Genomic DNA, 19,211 nt, shown 5'->3' with positions numbered 1-19,211 from the left:
AAGGGTTTGTGATATTCTTTAGTTAGATGTTGCTAACCGTCATCTATTACACTACGCTTGCATCGAACAATATTCAATAGGTTCCGGCGATGTTCGTCCATTCCTTTCAAAAGTTCGTCCAATCGTTGCAAAAAGGAGGCGAGTTATTTTCATGTCCGAAATTATTGACAAATTTTACACACCTCTACTGACTGGACATGGCTTTATCCGTGACACGGACAATCAGCAGTATGGCAATTTAGGTGTATGTTGGAAACTTTCTCCCGAAGTTGGAGAAGGCACTTACTGGACTTATGGGCAGAAAGACCTTTATGACATTAAGATACACAACTTTTCGTTTCATGAGGATTTTATGCTGGAATTTTCTTTGCCGGAATGTTTGAGCATTACACGTTATGACTCAATTTCAGGTGAAGAACTATCTCCATACCGTAGACTGTCTGCAGGTTGTATCAAAACCTTTATTGGAGGTTATGCGCCCTATAAAGCATTGATCCACAAGAACATTCCGATCCGTTCGATTGGGATTGAGATTGCACCGGCATATTATGAAGATTACTTGAAAAAGCAGTACCCGGAAGAACAGATCAATCCAGTCGAAGCTTTTCGTAAAATTGACCAGACTTCAGATTTCCCAGAGATGTCACATCTACTCACAGAGATTAAGAACTATCGAGGGGAAGGAATTGCCGCAAAACTTTTTTATGAGGGAAAAGTTGCAGAAGCTGTTTCAATGGTTGTTGAATACCAAAAGAAACATCCTGAAAAAGCAACTCACAAACTCTCACTACAGGATATAGAAAGCATACAAACAGTTGCCTCCTATTTAAGCGATCATTATGCTTCTGATATTCCACTGGAACGACTGACACAGATTGCTTGTATGGGAACAACAAAGCTGAAGATCTGTTTCAAAAAATACTATGGCTGCACAATCACGGAATATATTCAACAACGGCGAATGAGCCAGGCGGAATATTTACTTGCACATACTGAACTGTCGATAGGGCAGATTGCTCAGACAGTAGGGTATTCCACATCAAGCCGGTTTGCGGAACTATTCCGCAAAAGTACAGGATTACTCCCCTTAGAATACAGACGAATGGCTCAAAAGAATAAGAATTAAGTGTGGGCTGTAGAATATAGACCGGGCAGCTAACGCCGCCCGGTCCCTTCTTAATTACTCCACATCCCGGAAATACCGGATACACTTCATCAGCTCTACTGCCAGTTCCTGGTACAGATCTTCATCAAATCTTCCGTTCACCAGTGCGTTCTTGATCAGCAATGGACGGTACATCGCAAAGATCTCTGCCTTCGCATCCATGTCCCCAGCTTTTGCCCGGAATAATAATTCATCAAAACTCATCTTAGTTATCCCCCAATCTTTTGCGTATTTTACGGATTGCATAGAAATAGATATCCTTGCATCTTTGTGTTGTCCTTCCGGTCATCTGACCGATCTTTTTAAACGAGCGCTCCTCAAATACGTGAAGATAGATCAGCTCCCGTTCTTTCTCATTGAGCATCAGCAGCGATTTCACAAGTTTTTCATCCGAGAGTTCGTTCCACTCCGGGAACTCACCTGCAGCCTCTTTGAGCAGAATCTCTTCCCGCTCCTGGTTCTCCATCATTTCTTCAAATGTGATCCGTTCTTCAATCTCCGCAATTTCCTCCATCAAGAAGGAGTCCTTCTCCGTCCGGATCTTTTTGTCCAGGTAACTGCTCCTGCGCCCTTTGATAAATTCCAGTAAGTATGCCGTAAAATGGTTCTTTGTCCGATCTCCCGTATAGGTATGTTTTTCATTCATATGTTGATTCCTCCTGAATTTCATCTGTAGTTTCAAAGAAATTCAGAAGGCAGGCGGCGAGCGGCACCCTGGCAGTCTTTCGTTCCGTTCCCATAGCAAAAAAATAAGATCGAAAGCTGCCAACGGCAGCCCGATCCTATCCGGCGGATTTAACTTTACATGAGAACACGCAGTATATGTGGTCGGAACCAACACATATACTGCGTGTAAAAGAGTTTCTTCACCTGCAAAAAGAAGCAGGATTTTTTTGATATTGTTTCAGATAGCGTCTGATCCATCCGGCTGTTCACACCTTATCTTCCGTAGATTCCCCCTCTATGTATGCGTTATATCGCCTGTCAACACGCATGATAGCACATTTCATATACTGCTTGTCTGCGGTAAAATATATGCAGGAAATGAGGTGATTGGATGTATAGACAACGATTGGGGGATGCTGTAAGAGAAGCCAGAATGAATTTGGATTTATCGCAGAATACGCTTGCGGAACGGTCCCACGTATCCCTTCGTACAATTTCAGATATCGAAACTTATAAGGCGAACCCTCGTTTTGACAGTCTCTGCTCCCTGGCGTCCTATCTGAACATTTCTATTGACGCGGTAATCAAAGACCGTAAGAACAATAGCGGCAGTACGACGATGCAGCAGATCCTGATAGAATTGGAGTCTTGCTCAGAAGAAGAGCAGGTAATTGTGCTGCAAACGCTGCGAGGCCTCTTGAAAGGACTACATACCCGGACAGAGAACCCCACATAACCACCTCTTCTGCCATTGTAAGATACACTTCTCGGAAATCTTTATAGAAGTTCTATGGATTTTCTATGGAAATTCTGAAAAAACGGTGAAAAGAGGGAGAACCGATGCGAGTTCTCCCCAAAGATCTGTATCACATATTTCTAAATGCCGCCATGGCATCCGCAATATCCTGCATTGTTCGTTCATCAATCGGCGGACCTTCCTCGTTCAGATCCTCGATCACGGCCTCTGTAGGCTTCTTATCTGCCTCCGGCTGCAGCTGCTGGCTGTTTAAAATTCCAATGTCTGAAACGGGAGCCTCACCAGCAATCCGCTCCATTTCCTGCCGTACCAGAAGACGCACCATCGCCTGGATGTTTTCCTGGGAGACTCCAGTATCTCCTCCGGACTTCTTCCCTGTATACTGCAGGATCGCTTCTGCAATCAGAGCTGCCTTTTTCTCCGTCCCGTTCAGGATTTCTACAACTTCCAAATGCTCCGGATTTTTCTTATCAAATCCTATTGTAAATACGTATGGATTTTTCTTTCCCACATCATCACTTCCCTGCTAAAGAACTGCGGTACAGGATGCCGTACCCTTTCGCATTTGCAAAAATATCATTCATAAACTGATACTTGTTCAGCCGGTTGGAGCTTTCCAGAAACCGCCGGAGTAAGATAGATCCGCCTCCGATGAATATAGTATAGGTAGATTTCGTGTCAATGCCCCGTTCCCGGACACTGCTGAGCAGGTCGGTCACAAAATTCCGGGCCATTTCTTCCACGGTATGTACCACCATTTCCGGATAATATTCCGTCTTGCCTTCCAGGATACTGTCAATGTCAGTTTCCTCCAGCAGCATATCGTGATCCCCGTTGACACTGGAAATGATATCGTTATACATGGTGATGACACCCTTTTCCATGGAATCGCAGTAGTCCAGACATGGGCTTCCGCTCCGCATCAGCAGAAAGTCTGAAGTAAATCCGCCAATATCAATCCCTACAGCCTTGGGGATCTGCCGGATTTTTTCTCCCTCTGTCATCATTGCGGCATACGCCTGGGGATATACAGCTACGTCCTGGATGCAGATATGGTAGGTTTTTCCGTTATACACCAGATCCTGCATCTTTCCGTCTCCCAGAAAATACTCCCGATACCGCTCCGCCAATTCAGCGTAATGCTTGGGCGGTACACCAATCGGCAGCGATACCTGCACCACGTCTTCTTCCGTTACCTGGCCGGTACGCTCCAGTTCCTTTGCAATAGCAAACCTCGTCAGGATGGAAAAACGCTCATCCTGCGTCTTGTCCCTCTGATACGGGATCCGCTTGTCACTCAAAACATAATACTTCCCATCAGTCTGAAGGAAATCCTCCCGTCCCGCAGGCTTACGGTCAGTGGATGAGAGTCCTGTGGTAAAAAGAAAATGGGTGGTCTTCATGTTCCGGTTCCCGTGATCCACGGGGATGGTCAGTTTTTTTATCATAATGCGTCACTCCTTATATTGTTTTCTACTTATTCCATACGTAGGAGGTATGTAGATAGCAACTCTGGAGAGAAATTTTTTCTATGAATTTCAAAAATTCTTCCGTGGCAACAATAAAGCAGTGGCATAACTATTCTTGGTTCTCTGCTTTCATCTGCGCATTTATTCAGTTAAAATGATTCTGCAAATCTGTATTCGAGCTTGATTATTCTTTGTATTTGCTGTTTATCAATTTCATCAATTCCTGCTGTGTTAATCCAATATGCTCTATTTCAGAAAGCAATTTGTTTATTAATTTCTTTGCCAGTGCAATTTTAATCTCCTCAATTTCCCCGGATATACAATAGCCCTTTGTGCGGTAAGTATATATAATATCTTCAGATTTCAATAAGTGAAGGGCATTAGCCACTGTATTTGGTGCAACATCATACTTTTCAGCATATGCTCTAATGCTAGGCAATGGTGTATTGGCTTTTAAATGGTTTGAAAATATATCTCGCTTAATATCTTCAGCAATTAGCTGATATTTATACTGTTTATCAAAAAATGTTCTATTCATACTTCTCGTTTCCAGTCAATAATTTTTGAATGGTTATCTTATAGAAATCAGCTATTTTAGGGAGCTGATATATACTGGGGCGAGATGTACCATTTTCCCATTTTGATACAGAGGATTTTGAAACACCGCAATACTCTGCCAGCTCTTCTTGTAACTTTCCAGCTTGTTTCCTTTGCTCTACAAGCATTTCTGCAATATATAATGAGTTATTATCTTTCATTTTCGCCACTTCTTTCAGAGATTTTATAAAGCCATTCAATTACTTCATCCATTTCGTCTAAATTAAAGTCATAATAAATAAATCCTTTTGAATGGACAGCAGAAATCAACTGACTTTCTTTCAAAATTGCCAGATGATAAGAAACAGAGGGAGCAGAAATAGGAAATTGTTTTGCAATATCCCCTGCACATTTTCTTCCACTCTTTAAATATTGAAGTATTTTCCGCCTATTTTTATCAGCTAGAGCTTTAAATTTCTTATCTAATAAGGATCTGCACATACTATTCACATATATAAACGAACTTTTGTTAAAATACGATATGCTATAAAGGTGATAATAGCCACAAATGCGGTAACGGCAATCACTATAAGCTGTGCATAATCACGGAAGAAAATACACAGATATACGGGAACAGCACTTAGCACTAGCCCGACACCAACCGTAGCCAAAACAGATACTGCACCACCTTTTACAGCATAATACTCACTTGTCCAATCGTATCGGGGGTATTTCACATTTAGCAACATTCCGATAATTGAAATGAACAGGGCATATATTGTAGGCGTACCGAATAGGAATATAGTCTGTATTGCTGTCTGTGGAAATGCAACTCTTAGTAATACAAGGCTTATCCACAAAATCGGTAAAACAACTGTCAAATTCACTAATATCTTTGCATTAAAAACAGTTATTGTTTTTACCGGAACAGAACACATAATCCATCTGCTTTTTCCCTCAAGAGAAAGGGATGCCGAAGTAGTGCAGCAAATGCAGACCAGTACAGAAACAACCAAAGGAATAACCGTTTCAAATATATTCATAATTCCCAGTGCTTCTAACTGCTCCACAATTACGTCTGGCAGATAGAATACAGATATGATTGAAATAACCAAAAGCAAAATGATAACGATACATGAATTTAGGGCATATATCGTACATGAAAAAAACCGGGCCAATTCTCGCTTATATAATGCCATGAACGGAGATGATACTGTTAAATCACCTAATCGGAAGTCTTTCCCTGCATGATGCGAAAAAGCTCTTGTATTTAGCTGTTTGTAAAAATGTGAAACAACGGCAATAAAAGCAAGTAATGTTACAAAGGAACTAAGCACAAATATCCCAAGACTAACCCAGTCGTTATACAATAATGCTCTTGAAAACAAGAAGGCTGGCGGATAAAACTGGTTAAAATAGTTTGTAAGCATAGTGCTGATATCTGCTATTTGCGAGGTATCCATTGTCTGTAATTTAGAACTAACATAAACAAAAAGCAGTATGCCCATAATACTAAACAGTAAAGCCAGTATATTATTATGTTTTGATTTTGATGAAACGGCTACAATGACAATACCGATTGCCAGAGCTATGATCATCGGAATGATTGGTGTTAATAATAGAGCAACAAACAACACAAAGAAATCGCTGATTACAACAGATGTATTCATACTGTAAACTACGATAGCTGGTATCAATGCAATCATTCCAATTACCAGGTTCATAATATAGAGCATGGTAAGTCTGCTTGAAACAACAGCTGTATTATTGACCGGCAACGACATTACCATATCGTAGTCTTTCAAGCCAACTAATGCTCCAGAACTTTTTAAAAAGGTCAGTAATAAAACTATTAAAGAATAAATCACGATCATCAATGTAGGAATTGCTTTCACTAATCCTGCATCTGCAAATACAGAGCATATATATCCACTTAAATAGACCAAAATTCCGATAATTGCCAAACCTGCTATTCCAATAACTAAAGTGCGATTTTTCTCCTTTTTATCATGCGAATGTAATAATCGGTTTATGCCGAATAGGCTGTATAACTGCATTTTTAATAAGAGCTTATATTTCTTTGCCATTTTCAACAACCTCCATAAAGACATCTTCCAGGCTGTGCTGACCTTTAATTTCCTCCATATTTCCACTTGCAATCAATTTCCCGCTGTTGATAATTGAGACAGTATCACATAATTTTTCAGCAACTTCCAATACATGAGTGGAAAAGAAAATGGCACTTCCATTTTGGCAGGCTTCTTTCATAATGCTTTTTAAATTAAATGACGCTTCTGGATCAAGACCAACAAAGGGCTCGTCAAAAACAAATAATTTGGGGGCATGAATAAAAGCTCCAATCAAAGCCAACTTTTGTTTCATTCCATGAGAATAAGAACTGATCAAATCCCCTAAGCTGTCTGTAATTTTAAAAAGGTCCGCATATTTTCGTATTTCAGAAGTTCGTTCACCTTCTGAAACGCAGAACATATCGCAAATATAGTTCAAATATTGAATACCTGTAATATATTCATACAAATCTGGGTTGTCTGGTATATAAGCAGTAAGTGACTTACACAAGACAGGCTCTTTCTTAACGGAATGACCATCGATTAAGATTTCTCCTTGTTCAAAATCCATGACACCGACAACAGCACGTATAGTCGTTGTTTTTCCTGCGCCATTATGTCCGATAAAAGCATGGATTTCTCCCCTTTTGACTGTAATGCTCAAATCATCAACAGCCTTTTTGTTCTCGGAATAGATTTTAGAATAGTGCTTGATTTCAAGAATGTTATTACCCATAATTTATTTCCTCCCCGAATTTTTCCTTTCATGCGACCAATAGCAAAGTGCAGGTATAGGTGATAGTAAAAGAATGAAATATACACTGATTTCCATGTCTTTACCGATGCCTCCATTTACGGATATTTGTTCTGGCAAAATGAATGTCATCAGTAGCAGGACAACAAAACTGATAATTGTAATGATGATACATTTTTTCTTCATGGAAAAAGCCCTCCTTATTATTATCGTTTTGATAATAATATCACTATGATAATATAAAGTCAAGAAAATACCGCCTAGCCGCTATTGGTAGACGGTAACAAATCATCCCATAGTTGGTGGCGCAATAATTAGGCCAATAGAATGTAACTTTCTGTTTTCTGTCGGTGTATTATTCCTATACTTTTCTGTAATTTGAGAATAACTCTTCATAAAAGAGTCCAATTCTTCATCAGATAGATAAAGAGGCACAAGAGAAAATCCCGACTTATCCTTTGATATATCAATTTTTTCTTTTTTGCAATATGTTTGAAACTGTTCTGCAAATCCCAGCATATATTGAATAAATGCCTGCATATACGCCTCACCAGAATTATTGTCCAGCATGTCATTCATTTCTTTTTTCAGATCGATAGCTAGAGCATATGTTTTTTCCATAGCTCCACGTACCTGTGTCTGATGAACTATTTTAAGCACTCCGTCTGTAGTCATTTTTTTTAAGTATCGGTAAAGTGTGGCGGGTGGTATATCAGAAAAGGTTTCAGATAAATGTTTCGCAGTGGTCTGTTCACAATTTAAAAATTCTAACAGCAATTTACACTTTACTGGGTTTTTCACTATCTCTAAAATGATCTTATTCATAATGATTCCTCCTAAACTGCACCGATATGATAATATTATCATCTTGATAATAGAAATTCAAGGCTAGTCTCATCTTCTCAACCAAGTAGTCTTCACATTCCGGTTCCCCTGATTTACAAGGGCAGCTCACATTTTATCCGGATGTGTCAATCATATACTTACTGCTTTCTACTTTTTCCATACATTGTTGCAACTCTGGCGAGAAAGTTTTTGAGATTATTTATTTAGGATAGTATTCGAGATGTGTCTATGGTAGAATGAACGAATCAAAAAAAATTTTTAGGAGATATTGAAATGGAATATGGATTTTTACTCATAATAATTATTATCTGTGCAGTAGAGTATATCGAAATTGCAAAATTAAAATCGCAGGTAAAAAACCAGCAACGGCAAATCGATCAGATATGTAACGCAACCACAAATGAACATATATCCGCAAATTATATTTCAGATGACTTGAAACAAGATGTAACTGAATTAAAAAGGGCGGGAAAAGATACCGAAGCAGTTAAGCTATTAAGAAATGCAACATCAATGAGTTTATTAGAGGCTAAAGAATACTTTGACAAATTGTAAATAACCATTCGTACACCGCAGGCGCCGGTTTCCCGGTGCCTGCGCTTCATTTACCGCTCCACATAAGTCACAGTATTCTGTCTGAATCCATTCTCTCTTTACAAAAATCCCTGTATAATTCCTCCAATTCCATCAGGTTGAAACCATCCAGTTCCGTCTCATCTTCCTGGCCATCTGTATTGATAAAGCCGATCCGGTAAGTACCTCCTCCGGTTGTCACAATCCCTTTCCCAGCTTCTCTGATCGTCATATTCACCCTCCATTCTTCAGGCCGCTTTTGCCTAATTATTTTCATTCATTTCCGGGAACAATATCTTTGCCTTTTCCGGTAACAGGCGGCAGAATAGCTCCCCGTACCGTTTACATCCCTCAGTATTTGGTACTTCTTTTAAAGAAGTAAGGCTCCAGACCAGCAATTCTTCTTCCTCCGTATCATACTTTCCGGCTGTAAAGCCATTGCCGTTAGAAACCGGATTTGGCGGTTTGCTGATTTCCTGCAGTTCGCCTTTTGTTTTAGCTTTCTCAATCATCCTTGTCTTTTTCCGGACAAAGCCCAAGACGAGCTCCTCCAGCATCCCCTGCTCCTGATAACGCCAGGCTCGCTGAAAGATTATCTGGAGTGTTTGTATCCGCTCATTCTTAAGCCTGTCATCTTCTTTCCCTTCAATTTTCTCCCGTTCTTTCTCATATTCAGCTTCCAACATGATCTTTTCCTCCATAAAAATGACCGGCATGGTGTGTTCCTTTCCCATACCGGCGCAGCCTTCGGTTACGTTTCTTTGCTTCAATTTTCTATTTCCTCTACCAGTTTCCCATGGACAATATACCGATAATCCCGTCTGGAGCTGACGCAGGTGGATAGTGTCACCACCCGGTCTGTTTCCCCGACTTCCACACCGGTATCATATCCCGCATAGGAACGGATCTTCCTCAGAAAATCCAGAAAGTCTGTCTCTTCCGGAAACGCATAGGTGTAAGCCTCGCTCCCCACATACCCGGCATAACAGGAGAAGATCTGATATTTCAGCACCTTTCCCGGCACATACAGGTAAAAGTAAGGAGATGTTTCCCACAGAGCCTGATCCTGATAATGGGAGAGGGTTCCAAACATACTGCCGTTTTTCATATTGTGGCCGTATACAATGGTGTTCGGATCCGCAAAATCCGGCTGGTTATGCCAGTCCGCAAAGATACTGCCGCTGCTGTTGTACTCCCCGGTAAACAGATGATGCAGATAATAAGCATTATCGGTTCCCTGTACCACCGGATAACTGATGGATAGGCCGGGAATATCAATCCAGGCGATCACGTCCGGGTTCACAGCCTGCAGTCCTTCAAAGTCAATCTTCAAATATCCGTCCGGTTCTGCATCTGGTTCGCCCCCGTCTGGTTCCGGCTTATCCTCCGGCTCCTCCACAAATGAAGCAAGCTCTTCGTAGGTATCCTCGCCTTCCTGGTATTCTCCATAGATTCCTCTTAGTTTCCATGCTGAAAAAGCAAGCGCGCCGATGGCAAGCAGGATCCCTGCCAGAAACAGCAGCTTTTCTCCCTTTTTCATATGTCCACTCCCTTCTGTTTCTGCAAAGGGGCTGTCTGTGCAGCCCGCTTTGCGTAATAATAATCATCTATACCTTTGAGTTTTCCATTCCAGTTACCATCTGCATCCTGGTCCCAGACCATACGGCTGACCGGCAGGGACAGCTCCTGGCAGATCCCATAGACTTTTCCACAGGCGTTCTGGATGATCCGGCGCTTTTCCACCTTGTACGGGCAGTTTTCCGGCGTTCCCTTTTCACTGCAGACCGAGCATTTATGATAATGCTTATCACAGTCTGTTTTCAGTTTCTTGTCCATATCAAACGCCTCAAAGAGAATTTTCATCTTTCTCTGCTGAAATTCCTCCAACACCGGGCGCAGGCTCCGGTACATATTCACACCTGCCAGGCAGATAAATGTATGCCCGGACAGATAATGAGCAATCGAGCCTTTCAGTCCGCCCTCTGTCAGATAGACGTTTTCCGCATCCATATCTCCGATCACATGAACCGGGCTTCCAGAGGAAACTCCGTTTGGATAGCCCGCACTGGAAAACCAGAGATATTTGTTGTTATCCCTTGGATGGTCCAGACGAATCTGACACGCCTGGATTTTTCCATCCATGGACTCCACAGGAACCAGGAAACCAGAGTTTTTTGCTTTGACATTCATTGTCCACTGTCCGTTTTCATCCCGATAGAAGCCTGGTACACCTTCCAGCTGGCACCCTTTCTTCAGCAGTTCTTCTATAATCAAATGGATGCCATAGAGGGGCATACTCCGGTACTTCCGCTCCTTAATCTGTTCCATTGTAAGACCACGGGAAAACAGGTTATCCCTATGTACTCCATATATCGGAAATATATTGAGCATTTCCGAATAGGTGTGATGCCGGACATCCAGCGGAGCCAGCTTTGACTGCACAGGTTCTTCCTTCTCTTCCTGTGCCTTTGCCTGACGCACCTGGCGGTATTCCCCCTTATTCAGAGCCTCCCGGATTTCCTCATTTGCTTCCCGGTAGGTCAGGTTATGCAAGTCCGCATAAAGCTGCAGCATCCCGCCGGATTTGTCACAGCGGTTACAGCGAAAGACGTTTTTTGCCGGATTGATATTCAGCCGCCCTTTGGTATCGCCACAGAACGGGCAGTCATAATAATTCCCACGGCGCTTATGCAGCCGCAAAAGGTTGGCGACATCGGTGATGTCATAATCAAACCCGGTCATATCATACATCCAGGTCCGACCTCCTTTCTCCCGCAGCCCTTTGACAGACTACGGGTATTGTGTATTACTTTATCCTGCAAGCGGCAACGCTTGGTTTAACAGCACCCTGGCTGCCGCCGGGATCAGGTTGTTATGCCCCCGGTAGCTGTTAGCGAAATAATCCAGGCTGGAAGGGCTCTCCACAGCCACTTGCCCCATAGATTTTCCGCCAAATTTTCCTTTGCCACCGATAACCACGGCTTTCGCCTGCTCATAGGTCATTCGGTTCACCAGCTCCTCCACGGGAAGATTTTTGTCCAGCGGAATATCCGGCGCAGCCACTGTTGGTTTCATCTGTTGTACAGACGCTCCCATCATATTTCCCTGCACCTGGGCCTGACGATAGAATTGGTTCATCATGCTCTGACTGGGATTGGTTTCTTCCGGTCTGCCTGGATACGGCATATTTCCAGCGGGAGTGTTCCCGGCATAGCCGTTCTGACTACTGTAGTCCAGCTGTCCGGCATAAACCGGCTGTCCTCCATAAGAGGGAGTACCTACGGTAGCTTCCGGATATTGCGGCGGTGCGGGGATTCCCGCATCCACCTGCGCCGGATCGTTGCTTTCTCCTACGTCCGCAAACTGGACACCAAAGCCCGAATCGGAGAGTGCCCTTCCCACGGCGGCAGTCTCTGCCATCTCTAAGAACTTGTCTCCAAACTTCGGATCCTCTGAGCGGAATTTCATGGAAAAAGCATTGGCAATATAGTTCTCCGGTGCATCTTCATGGTTCAGATAGATCCTTGCCTCTGCCAGCGCCATATTTTCGTTAAACCGAACAATGGTACTGGCGATCCGCCCCAGAGGATAGGCCAGACGGAACCAGAGTTTCCGGTACTTTACGTCCAGATAAAGCTGGTCTTCCTGATCCTCCTGTTTGATTGTCCGGGCAAATTCCAGAGGTTCAAATCCCTCCACCCGGTTCAAAGCTGCCACTGCCTGATTCTTCTGATACAGTAATTCGTTCATACATCTGCTCCTTTCACAAACAGGGCAGGATATCCCTCTATATAAGGAATAGCCTGCCTTTCTTCATAAGTGGAAATATTTTTATACTGCGAGCCGAAGCTGCTCCGGCTCACGCTCATCAAGGTACTGATAATAGTAGCGGGTAATCCGTTCTCCAAGAGCTGTATTGCGCCTGCCGGCATCGTCCGTATGGATTGCCTGGCAGACTGCGTTCCATTGACCAACCAGATACACCTTTTTCTTTGCACGGGTGATACCTGTGTACAGGATATTCCGCTTCAGCATCATATAAAAGGCTCTCACCCAGGGGATGATGACAATATCACACTCGGATCCCTGAGCCTTGTGTATGGTAATCGCATTGGCATGTTCAATCATCTCCAGATCTTCTGTCTCGTAGGTCACGATACGTCCATCCTGATATTCGATTACCGTTTTCGCGGCTCCCTCCTCATCCGTATAAAAATCCGTAATTCTTCCCAGGTCGCCATTGCTGGCCATCAATGTATTCTTGTTCTGAAGCACCTTATCCCCCTCCCGGTAGGTCTGCCCGCCTGCGGACAGCTCCTTTTTTCCAGGACTTGGGGGATTGATCAGGTCCTCCAGGCTCCGGTTCAATTCGTTTGCGCCATTTACCGTCTTTACCCGATAGGGTGTCAGAATCTGTACATGGTCCAGCCCATTCCTTGCGACCTCTTCCTGGTAAAGCTGGCGTACCATAGCCGCAGTCTCATCCGCTGAATTGCAGGAGACAAACTGAAAATCATCTCCAAATCCAAAATCCGTCCGGTTTGCCAACATTTTACGAGCATTTAGGTGGATGTTGCTGGTCTTACCCTGGCGGAATACCAGATCCAGCACCGTCACAGGGATCAGCCCGCAGCCGATCAATTGCCGGAACACATCACCGGCTCCCACAGAAGGGAGCTGATCTACGTCGCCTACCAGCAGGATACGGGAGGCAGGCTTTACCCTGCGGAAAAATTCATATCCCAAATGCATATCTACCATGGATACTTCATCCAGATTCAAAAAACCGGCTTCCAGATATTCTACTGCGTCTTCATAATCGGCAAAGTCACCCAGAAGCCCCAGAGCCATGTGCATCGTTGAGGCGTCTTCATGCCCGGTGCTTTCCGCCATCCGGCGTGCCGCACGCCCCGTAGGAGCCATGAGCTGCACCTGTGATCGGCAGACAATGGCATGGATATAAAGGATGACTTTTAACACGGTGGTCTTCCCGGTTCCAGGCCCTCCGGTAATAATACTGATCTGGTTCTGGAACACCATACGCACTGCCTGCTTCTGCTTTTCTGACAGGGTAATCCCCAGGGCAGTCTGGGCCTGCGCCAATTCCTTTTCGATGTCATACGCCTCGCCCTGATCCAACAAACGCCGGGCGATCATGGAAGCGGTCTGGTTTTCTTCCTCATACTGCTTCTTCACATACACCCGCTCGCCGTCTACCACAATGCTTTCCTGCATGACCAGCCGGTAGAGTACCCTCTGGATATCTGTTTCTGTTACTGCCTGATTCGGAAGATCCTGGTTCAGCATGGTATAGGCCCGCTGGATCAGCTCCGGGCGCTCCAGGTACAGATGCCCCTCCTCCTTCATAGCTGATTCCATGAGATGGGAGAGGCAGCCTGAAATCCGCATGGGATCATTGAGCGCCTGGCAGTTCTGCCGTCCAATAGCATCCACCGTTAAAAAGCCAAACCCTTTTACTGCACAGAGCTGATAAGGTCTGTTGCGGACAATCTCCACGGACTCATTGCGAAACCGCTGGAGGATCAGGTTCACCTTTTTAGGTGTTACCTTATAGGGTGCCAGGAACGTCATGAGTTCCCGGAACACCTTGTTCTTTCCGTAGGATTCCACGATCCCCTTCAGCTTTTTCTTGGAAATTCCTTTTACCTTCAGAAGCTCCTGGGGATGTTCCTCCATGATTTCCAGTGTATTAAGGCCAAATTCTTTGTAAATGGCCTCTGCAACTTTTGCCCCTACACCCTTTACAGAGCCGCAGGAGAGGTAGCCTAAGATCCCCTCCTTCGTGCGCGGCACGATCTCCATGAAATTTTCCACCTGATACTGCAGGCCGTGGCTGGACTTTTCCCACTGTCCTTCCATCTCAATCTCGATCTGGTCAGACTGGGGCAGGTCAAAGCCTATGGCGATAAACCCGATCACTTTCTGGCCCTGTAAGTATTTGTCTCTGGCAGCAAGCGGTACAGAAGCATCCTTCGTCGTAAACACCGCAATGGTGTATCCATTCTCCTCATTCAGAAATATGGTTTTCCGGTATCTGCACCGCATATTCGATCTCCTTCCAATTTTTTATCTTCCGTAACTGAAACGGATCCCGGCCTCCTTTGAGCCAGTACACCTCCTTCCCGGTATCATGGGCATAACGGATTTCTCCTTCCATGCCGGAAGAAATCCTCTCTCCACAGATAATCAGCACATCACAAAAGTCTAAAAGCTGTTTCCCAATGGAAAGCGCCAGCTTCCGTTCCTCTGGTATGGTGTCATCCAGCATCAGTGGCAGATAGGCATGGGAGGCATATGTACGGCAGTGGAATACCTGGCTGACCGTATCCAGATACGCCTTCGCAAGCCCCATGTTAAACATTCGTTCTTCCCGGGTTTTCGCAGACAACGGAGAGCAGATATACGCTCTTTTTCCTTTTAACATCACGCCGCCTCCTTCTTTAACCGGAAGATCCGGTTTTCTGTTTCTGTAGCATATTCTTTGAAAATATCCGGATGCTGCACTTTCAGCTTTTCAAGATTTTCTTTCCCGATCATCGTCCTGCGGGTCGGGTTAAAGGTAATCTTGTAACGGTTGGTTCCGTCTTCCAGAAATGCCTTGCATCCCTGTTCCATCAGCTCCACAAAAGGAACACTGATCGCACGCTGTTCTGCGTCAATTTCCTTCTTACGCTTCTCTAAGCGTGATTTTTCATCTGATAAAGCAAGATACTTTTCCAGGCTTTTGGAATCCAGCGTCGTGATTGGGATTTCCGGGATCGACTTATCAGCATAGCCGCTGTAACGGCGGATGCTGGCAAGCACCAGATCCGGTTTCCCCACCAGCGGCGGTTCCACCTTCTTCTCCACAAATTCACGCCAGAAATATCCTTCCTGCTCGATGATATCCTGCTCTTCCATAAGATCACGCTCCAGAGGACGGTATACAAAGTCGTTCTCGTTATTCCCCCACAGACACGCAATAAATGCATGACTGATGTTCACCACCGACATATAGTGCCGCACCTGATAGACATAGTGCTCCGGGATTTTCCCGTCATCCCACTTCTCTTTGGCGTTATAATTACAGGTTTTGCACTCCAGTATGGCAAAGCTGCCATCCGGCATACGCACAAAGAAATCAATATCGGCAAGCATAAACGGGTAAAGCGGATGCCGGAACATGATCCGCACGGGAAACACCTCCAGGCCGGTTTTCTTAGAGAAAATCTCCGCTACCAGATCCTCCAGTCTGTGTCCAAATTCCTTGGCAACCCAGTTGGCTTCAGGTTCCTCAATCACCGGGGTAACGCCAATCTTGTCATAGTAAAGATCACGGCTGGTAACAAAAGGCGAGATTCCCATGATAGCGGCTACATCACTGCCTCCGATCCCCAGACGGCGGAATGCGAGCCATTGCTCTCTGGAGAGGGTACTGATATCCACGACCTGTTCCGGTTCATAATCCATTCGTAACATCTGTTTCATAAGCTCCTCCTTAACACTTAACGGCGCCATATACATCAAATTCCTTCCAGTCCATGGCAAGGGCCCTGGTCAGGTTTTCCTCCATCCGCAAAAGCTGGCTGCCGGTAAATCCCTGGCAGGCGGCATAGAAGGGTGCCTCGTTCATGGCATAGTAAAGGTCATGGGCCGTACAGCTCTGTTCCCCGTTCTGTGCCACATACATCTCCACCACTTCATTACGGATCGCCGCCTTGATCTTCAGCTTTTTCATCAGTAACCTTAAGCAGTTCACCGGGTTATGGATCTCGATTTCCAGAAGCGCTGCCAAACGCTCTGTGGCATCCTGATATCTTGCATACACTTCTTTCAAATTGTTGCGGTAATCCAGGATTGTGCTGTGGTTCCTGTGCGCCAGAGTGATCGGGCTTCCCAGGCTGAGCGTATGGTTGTTCCCGTCTGTCAGCAGCATAGGATACAGATTGACACCGCTGGCTGCGACATCAGAAGTGGTCAGGCGCAGCGCCGGTGTAATATTCTTTCTGCTTACTCCGTACCGGTCCAGCGCATCCCTGTAGGTGTCCAGAAGCTCCTGGTTCCCGGAAAGCGTCCACATGGCACTCATAACAGAATGGTCATAGGTTCCAGAGCCTTCCAGATAAGTGCTTCCACTGAAATTCGTGTGGAGATATTCGCTGGTTATCTCAAAGATTGCCTTCATGTCCAGTACGCTGTAGTCATGGGCGTCTCCCCCGTGGACTGCAGAGACTTTTCCATCCGCAATCTTGATGAGGCATTCTCCTTTCGCTACTTTCAGGCAGCAATTCACAACCTTTGCATAGGTTGCCAGATCCAGCTTTCGCAGGCCGTCCCCGCCGATACCGGCACGTCCTAAGATCGTCTGGATTGCACAGTTCCGGACCGGATATGCCTCGCCTCGTACCTTCAGTACAAGCCGGGTGTGCTTTTCCGTATCCTTCAGGATCTCCTCCATCTCTTCGTCTCCGTTCTCCAGGTTGCCCGCCTCTTTTTCAAGCGGCACCAGCCGGAGGGCACGGATGGGCTTGCGGATCCACTCTGAGGCTTTCCCTCTTCTTGAAAGAAAATCAAGCATCTCCTCCGCCGTGGCAAATGTCTTTTCAAAACCATCTGCGTAAACCATTGTTTCATTCATTGTTTCTTCCACCTTTCTTTAAAATAATTATCCATAAACAGCCGAAGCTGATTGTGGCAGGCCACACACATACACAAAAATCCGGCAGAAACATTTTCTTCCGGATAAACGGCAACAAAAAAGGATGAGCAGAGAAACCTCTTGTTTTCTCCATTCATCCTTTTCCAATCTGGTTCTTCACCGATAAAACAAAAAAAGTGCCACACAGCCATTTCAGGCATACGGTGACACTTCACTACAAACATAAACAACTTATGCCGGGAAAAGCTCCTGCTTTTCCTCTTCATGTACGGGATTTCTCAAAATCCCAAAACATGATCCCCCGCCGGGGAACGCATAAAAAAGAACTATATCAGTATAGTAGCACAGGATATAGGTGCTGTCAATTTGTTTTATACTATATATGGTATGTGATAATGACATAACTATCCTATTTTGTGGCTTTTGTTTCCTCCTCGCAGACAAACGTGATCTGTCTTGACATAAATTCCTCACAGCTTGTCAGAGTTTTTCCATGCTTCTTCAGTTCCTCACTGGCATTTTGATTACATCGTTCTTCAAAGATACATCCCTCACAGTTATTTGCCAGCGCCCTGCGGACCCATTTCAATTCTTCCTGCGTACCTATGATTTTCATTAAAAACACCTCATTAACATCATACCCTAAAACAGCGCTTCTATCACATTTTTTTGCAATCAGGTATATAGCAGTAAATTCCGGTTATATTCCGTAATATGAGCATTTATATAGTGAATAACTCTATTTTATTCCGTAATTTGCCAGAAGTAAATAGTTTAAAATCGAAGGAAGATGTAGGAAGAGAGGTGGGTGACATGGAGAAAAAATTTATCGGTGACAGGATTACCGAACTGCGGATAAAAAAGAATGTATCCGAATATCAGATGAGCCTGGATCTCGGCAAAAACAAAAGTTACATCCAGTCCATTTCTTCCGGGCGCTCCCTGCCTACCATGGAGAACTTCCTGGAAATCTGCGAATATCTGGAAGTAACTCCCTGCCAGTTCTTCGATACAGCTCTTCACAATCTTCCTCTATACGAAAAAGCGGCTGACTTATTAAAGCAGCTCGACGATGAGGATATGATCGCTGTAATCAGTATACTACATCGGCTCGCTGCCAGACATAAATAATTTTCAGAGGCTGTCCACACGGGCAGCTTTTTTTCTATTTTTTTACACATTCTGCATTTTCTCCGCTATTTCCCTTACAAATGGCAAAATAGAGTACCTTGAAAATTTCATACCCTCCCGGAAGAGGGATACGGGTGCCTGCAGATAGTGCAGCATGATGCGTGCCTGCAGGCTTTAAGATTGCATAGCAACGCCGAAGACGCGGCTTGGGAAGGCGCAGGAACTGGCTTCCAGGGAGATAGAGAAAAACGGTATCTTAAACATAACTATAATTTATTTTTGCAAGAGGTATCTGAACCTAAAGACCTTTTACTCAAATTCTGGTATAATAATGAACAGGTATTGAGAATGGTACTCTGTTCATGGAAAGGAGGGTTATGATTACTGTAACGAAATCAGATTTAATTGCACTTGGATATGGTCCTTCTTTTGCTGCTGACATTATACGTGAGGCTAAAAAGTTAATGGTGGAAAAAGGACATACCTACTATCAGTCAAGAAAGCTGGACAGAGTTCCAAAAGAGGCCGTAGAAGAACTGCTCGGTATCAAACTTCCAGATGAGCAGTAATGACACACTTCTTGCA

27 protein-coding genes are annotated in these 19,211 nt (G+C 44.4%); 5 read left to right on the top strand and 22 right to left on the bottom strand.

From position 1 onward, the window contains the following. Positions 1-151 precede the first annotated feature (151 nt). Positions 152-1,126, top strand: a complete 975-nt coding sequence (locus B5G33_RS02865; RefSeq protein WP_087416664.1) for a helix-turn-helix transcriptional regulator — start codon at positions 152-154, stop codon at positions 1,124-1,126. 54 nt (positions 1,127-1,180) lie between these two features. Here the strand turns inward: B5G33_RS02865 and B5G33_RS02860 are convergent, their stop codons facing one another. Both B5G33_RS02860 and B5G33_RS02855 read right to left on the bottom strand, forming a co-directional pair. Beyond that, entirely contained in the window at positions 1,181-1,369 is a 189-nt protein-coding gene (locus B5G33_RS02860) for a helix-turn-helix domain-containing protein (RefSeq protein ID WP_087416663.1), read from the bottom strand. Position 1,370: 1 nt separating this feature from the next. Then, positions 1,371-1,811 carry a sigma factor-like helix-turn-helix DNA-binding protein gene (locus tag B5G33_RS02855; RefSeq protein WP_087416662.1) on the bottom strand — a complete coding sequence of 147 codons (441 nt, stop codon included), beginning with the start codon at positions 1,809-1,811 and terminating at the stop codon, positions 1,371-1,373. Positions 1,812-2,264: 453 nt separating this feature from the next. Here B5G33_RS02855 and B5G33_RS02850 point away from each other — a divergent pair, with 453 nt between their 5' ends. Further along, a complete protein-coding gene (locus B5G33_RS02850) occupies positions 2,265-2,567 on the top strand; it encodes a helix-turn-helix transcriptional regulator (RefSeq protein ID WP_242963817.1) in 303 nt (100 codons plus the stop codon). 130 nt (positions 2,568-2,697) lie between these two features. Here the strand turns inward: B5G33_RS02850 and B5G33_RS02845 are convergent, their stop codons facing one another. The 9 genes from B5G33_RS02845 to B5G33_RS02805 form a co-directional block, all read right to left on the bottom strand. Further along, positions 2,698-3,099: a hypothetical protein gene (locus B5G33_RS02845; protein WP_087416660.1), complete on the bottom strand. Its 402-nt coding sequence runs from the start codon at positions 3,097-3,099 to the stop codon at positions 2,698-2,700. 4 nt (positions 3,100-3,103) lie between these two features. Then, the gene (locus tag B5G33_RS02840) at positions 3,104-4,036 is read right to left on the bottom strand and encodes a ParM/StbA family protein (RefSeq protein WP_087416659.1); all 933 of its coding nucleotides are present in this window, start codon (positions 4,034-4,036) and stop codon (positions 3,104-3,106) included. Positions 4,037-4,241: 205 nt separating this feature from the next. Further along, a complete protein-coding gene (locus B5G33_RS02835; protein WP_087416658.1) occupies positions 4,242-4,595 on the bottom strand; it encodes a GntR family transcriptional regulator in 354 nt (117 codons plus the stop codon). After that, on the bottom strand, positions 4,588-4,815 hold the full coding sequence (locus B5G33_RS02830; RefSeq protein WP_087416657.1) for a helix-turn-helix domain-containing protein: 228 nt from the start codon (positions 4,813-4,815) through the stop codon (positions 4,588-4,590). The genes B5G33_RS02835 and B5G33_RS02830 overlap by 8 nt, the downstream gene beginning before the upstream one ends. Beyond that, positions 4,805-5,095, bottom strand: a complete 291-nt coding sequence (locus B5G33_RS02825) for a metalloregulator ArsR/SmtB family transcription factor (RefSeq protein ID WP_087416656.1) — start codon at positions 5,093-5,095, stop codon at positions 4,805-4,807. The genes B5G33_RS02830 and B5G33_RS02825 overlap by 11 nt, the downstream gene beginning before the upstream one ends. Positions 5,096-5,100: 5 nt before the next feature. Next, on the bottom strand, positions 5,101-6,681 hold the full coding sequence (locus B5G33_RS02820; protein ID WP_087416655.1) for a hypothetical protein: 1,581 nt from the start codon (positions 6,679-6,681) through the stop codon (positions 5,101-5,103). Continuing rightward, the gene (locus tag B5G33_RS02815; RefSeq protein WP_087416760.1) at positions 6,665-7,387 is read right to left on the bottom strand and encodes an ABC transporter ATP-binding protein; all 723 of its coding nucleotides are present in this window, start codon (positions 7,385-7,387) and stop codon (positions 6,665-6,667) included. Before B5G33_RS02815 ends, B5G33_RS02820 begins: the two co-directional genes overlap by 17 nt. A gap of 15 nt (positions 7,388-7,402) precedes the next feature. Further along, complete coding sequence (locus tag B5G33_RS21580) at positions 7,403-7,603, bottom strand: hypothetical protein (RefSeq protein WP_087416654.1); 201 nt, start codon at positions 7,601-7,603, stop codon at positions 7,403-7,405. 102 nt (positions 7,604-7,705) lie between these two features. Further along, complete coding sequence (locus B5G33_RS02805) at positions 7,706-8,242, bottom strand: hypothetical protein (protein WP_087416653.1); 537 nt, start codon at positions 8,240-8,242, stop codon at positions 7,706-7,708. 294 nt (positions 8,243-8,536) lie between these two features. Between B5G33_RS02805 and B5G33_RS02800 the strand changes: the two genes are divergently transcribed. Beyond that, on the top strand, positions 8,537-8,818 hold the full coding sequence (locus tag B5G33_RS02800) for a hypothetical protein (RefSeq protein WP_087416652.1): 282 nt from the start codon (positions 8,537-8,539) through the stop codon (positions 8,816-8,818). A 67-nt stretch (positions 8,819-8,885) separates the two neighbouring features. Here B5G33_RS02800 and B5G33_RS02795 read toward each other — a convergent pair whose 3' ends face one another. The 11 genes from B5G33_RS02795 to B5G33_RS02745 all read right to left on the bottom strand — a co-directional run bounded on the left by B5G33_RS02795 (position 8,886) and on the right by B5G33_RS02745 (position 18,111). Further along, positions 8,886-9,068 carry a hypothetical protein gene (locus tag B5G33_RS02795; protein WP_242974455.1) on the bottom strand — a complete coding sequence of 61 codons (183 nt, stop codon included), beginning with the start codon at positions 9,066-9,068 and terminating at the stop codon, positions 8,886-8,888. Between the two features lie 31 nt (positions 9,069-9,099). Further along, positions 9,100-9,606: a hypothetical protein gene (locus tag B5G33_RS02790; RefSeq protein WP_087416651.1), complete on the bottom strand. Its 507-nt coding sequence runs from the start codon at positions 9,604-9,606 to the stop codon at positions 9,100-9,102. After that, positions 9,603-10,376 (bottom strand): class B sortase, encoded by a 774-nt coding sequence (gene srtB / locus B5G33_RS02785; RefSeq protein WP_087416650.1) that lies wholly within the window; start codon positions 10,374-10,376, stop codon positions 9,603-9,605. The genes B5G33_RS02790 and srtB overlap by 4 nt, the downstream gene beginning before the upstream one ends. After that, positions 10,373-11,587: a CHC2 zinc finger domain-containing protein gene (locus tag B5G33_RS02780; RefSeq protein ID WP_204247326.1), complete on the bottom strand. Its 1,215-nt coding sequence runs from the start codon at positions 11,585-11,587 to the stop codon at positions 10,373-10,375. Before B5G33_RS02780 ends, srtB begins: the two co-directional genes overlap by 4 nt. Before the next feature lie 60 nt (positions 11,588-11,647). Then, positions 11,648-12,586 (bottom strand): hypothetical protein, encoded by a 939-nt coding sequence (locus tag B5G33_RS02775; protein ID WP_087416649.1) that lies wholly within the window; start codon positions 12,584-12,586, stop codon positions 11,648-11,650. Positions 12,587-12,667: 81 nt separating this feature from the next. Continuing rightward, positions 12,668-14,902 (bottom strand): SF1B family DNA helicase RecD2, encoded by a 2,235-nt coding sequence (recD2, locus tag B5G33_RS02770; RefSeq protein ID WP_087416648.1) that lies wholly within the window; start codon positions 14,900-14,902, stop codon positions 12,668-12,670. Then, on the bottom strand, positions 14,865-15,281 hold the full coding sequence (locus B5G33_RS02765; protein ID WP_087416647.1) for a DUF7768 domain-containing protein: 417 nt from the start codon (positions 15,279-15,281) through the stop codon (positions 14,865-14,867). The genes recD2 and B5G33_RS02765 overlap by 38 nt, the downstream gene beginning before the upstream one ends. Further along, entirely contained in the window at positions 15,281-16,324 is a 1,044-nt protein-coding gene (locus tag B5G33_RS02760; RefSeq protein WP_242974453.1) for a YqaJ viral recombinase family nuclease, read from the bottom strand. The genes B5G33_RS02765 and B5G33_RS02760 overlap by 1 nt, the downstream gene beginning before the upstream one ends. Before the next feature lie 10 nt (positions 16,325-16,334). After that, positions 16,335-17,474: a transposase gene (locus B5G33_RS02755; protein WP_087416646.1), complete on the bottom strand. Its 1,140-nt coding sequence runs from the start codon at positions 17,472-17,474 to the stop codon at positions 16,335-16,337. After that, positions 17,471-17,719, bottom strand: coding sequence for a hypothetical protein (locus tag B5G33_RS21575; protein WP_087200770.1), 249 nt, complete (start codon positions 17,717-17,719; stop codon positions 17,471-17,473). The genes B5G33_RS02755 and B5G33_RS21575 overlap by 4 nt, the downstream gene beginning before the upstream one ends. A gap of 185 nt (positions 17,720-17,904) precedes the next feature. Continuing rightward, positions 17,905-18,111, bottom strand: coding sequence for a hypothetical protein (locus B5G33_RS02745; RefSeq protein WP_087416645.1), 207 nt, complete (start codon positions 18,109-18,111; stop codon positions 17,905-17,907). Between the two features lie 197 nt (positions 18,112-18,308). Between B5G33_RS02745 and B5G33_RS02740 the strand changes: the two genes are divergently transcribed. Together B5G33_RS02740 and B5G33_RS02730 are read left to right on the top strand one after the other, a co-directional pair. Further along, positions 18,309-18,626, top strand: coding sequence for a helix-turn-helix domain-containing protein (locus B5G33_RS02740; protein ID WP_015573094.1), 318 nt, complete (start codon positions 18,309-18,311; stop codon positions 18,624-18,626). A 377-nt stretch (positions 18,627-19,003) separates the two neighbouring features. Next, positions 19,004-19,195 (top strand): DUF3173 domain-containing protein, encoded by a 192-nt coding sequence (locus B5G33_RS02730; protein ID WP_087416643.1) that lies wholly within the window; start codon positions 19,004-19,006, stop codon positions 19,193-19,195. Positions 19,196-19,211: the final 16 nt, after the last annotated feature.

Source organism: Blautia sp. An81 (genome assembly GCF_002161285.1).
In the GTDB taxonomy this organism is placed as follows: domain Bacteria; phylum Bacillota; class Clostridia; order Lachnospirales; family Lachnospiraceae; genus Blautia; species Blautia ornithocaccae.
This window is presented reverse-complemented; position numbering and strand designations above follow the sequence as displayed.

What these genes read in the sequence shown, in the direction of transcription:
- B5G33_RS02760 (WP_242974453.1), bottom strand. Translation starts at nt 16,324, where the DNA reads ATGAAACAGATGTTACGAATGGATTATGAACCGGAACAGGTCGTGGAT.
- B5G33_RS02850 (WP_242963817.1), top strand. Translation starts at nt 2,265, where the DNA reads ATGAATTTGGATTTATCGCAGAATACGCTTGCGGAACGGTCCCACGTA.
- B5G33_RS02820 (WP_087416655.1), bottom strand. Translation starts at nt 6,681, where the DNA reads ATGGCAAAGAAATATAAGCTCTTATTAAAAATGCAGTTATACAGCCTA.
- B5G33_RS02740 (WP_015573094.1), top strand. Translation starts at nt 18,309, where the DNA reads ATGGAGAAAAAATTTATCGGTGACAGGATTACCGAACTGCGGATAAAA.
- B5G33_RS02865 (WP_087416664.1), top strand. Translation starts at nt 152, where the DNA reads ATGTCCGAAATTATTGACAAATTTTACACACCTCTACTGACTGGACAT.
- B5G33_RS02860 (WP_087416663.1), bottom strand. Translation starts at nt 1,369, where the DNA reads ATGAGTTTTGATGAATTATTATTCCGGGCAAAAGCTGGGGACATGGAT.
- srtB (WP_087416650.1), bottom strand. Translation starts at nt 10,376, where the DNA reads ATGAAAAAGGGAGAAAAGCTGCTGTTTCTGGCAGGGATCCTGCTTGCC.
- B5G33_RS21580 (WP_087416654.1), bottom strand. Translation starts at nt 7,603, where the DNA reads ATGAAGAAAAAATGTATCATCATTACAATTATCAGTTTTGTTGTCCTG.
- B5G33_RS02730 (WP_087416643.1), top strand. Translation starts at nt 19,004, where the DNA reads ATGATTACTGTAACGAAATCAGATTTAATTGCACTTGGATATGGTCCT.
- B5G33_RS02805 (WP_087416653.1), bottom strand. Translation starts at nt 8,242, where the DNA reads ATGAATAAGATCATTTTAGAGATAGTGAAAAACCCAGTAAAGTGTAAA.
- B5G33_RS02835 (WP_087416658.1), bottom strand. Translation starts at nt 4,595, where the DNA reads ATGAATAGAACATTTTTTGATAAACAGTATAAATATCAGCTAATTGCT.
- B5G33_RS02830 (WP_087416657.1), bottom strand. Translation starts at nt 4,815, where the DNA reads ATGAAAGATAATAACTCATTATATATTGCAGAAATGCTTGTAGAGCAA.
- B5G33_RS02765 (WP_087416647.1), bottom strand. Translation starts at nt 15,281, where the DNA reads ATGTTAAAAGGAAAAAGAGCGTATATCTGCTCTCCGTTGTCTGCGAAA.
- B5G33_RS02800 (WP_087416652.1), top strand. Translation starts at nt 8,537, where the DNA reads ATGGAATATGGATTTTTACTCATAATAATTATTATCTGTGCAGTAGAG.
- B5G33_RS21575 (WP_087200770.1), bottom strand. Translation starts at nt 17,719, where the DNA reads ATGTTTGTAGTGAAGTGTCACCGTATGCCTGAAATGGCTGTGTGGCAC.
- B5G33_RS02840 (WP_087416659.1), bottom strand. Translation starts at nt 4,036, where the DNA reads ATGATAAAAAAACTGACCATCCCCGTGGATCACGGGAACCGGAACATG.
- B5G33_RS02745 (WP_087416645.1), bottom strand. Translation starts at nt 18,111, where the DNA reads ATGAAAATCATAGGTACGCAGGAAGAATTGAAATGGGTCCGCAGGGCG.
- B5G33_RS02795 (WP_242974455.1), bottom strand. Translation starts at nt 9,068, where the DNA reads ATGACGATCAGAGAAGCTGGGAAAGGGATTGTGACAACCGGAGGAGGT.
- B5G33_RS02825 (WP_087416656.1), bottom strand. Translation starts at nt 5,095, where the DNA reads ATGTGCAGATCCTTATTAGATAAGAAATTTAAAGCTCTAGCTGATAAA.
- B5G33_RS02755 (WP_087416646.1), bottom strand. Translation starts at nt 17,474, where the DNA reads ATGAATGAAACAATGGTTTACGCAGATGGTTTTGAAAAGACATTTGCC.
- B5G33_RS02855 (WP_087416662.1), bottom strand. Translation starts at nt 1,811, where the DNA reads ATGAATGAAAAACATACCTATACGGGAGATCGGACAAAGAACCATTTT.
- recD2 (WP_087416648.1), bottom strand. Translation starts at nt 14,902, where the DNA reads ATGCGGTGCAGATACCGGAAAACCATATTTCTGAATGAGGAGAATGGA.
- B5G33_RS02780 (WP_204247326.1), bottom strand. Translation starts at nt 11,587, where the DNA reads ATGTATGATATGACCGGGTTTGATTATGACATCACCGATGTCGCCAAC.
- B5G33_RS02775 (WP_087416649.1), bottom strand. Translation starts at nt 12,586, where the DNA reads ATGAACGAATTACTGTATCAGAAGAATCAGGCAGTGGCAGCTTTGAAC.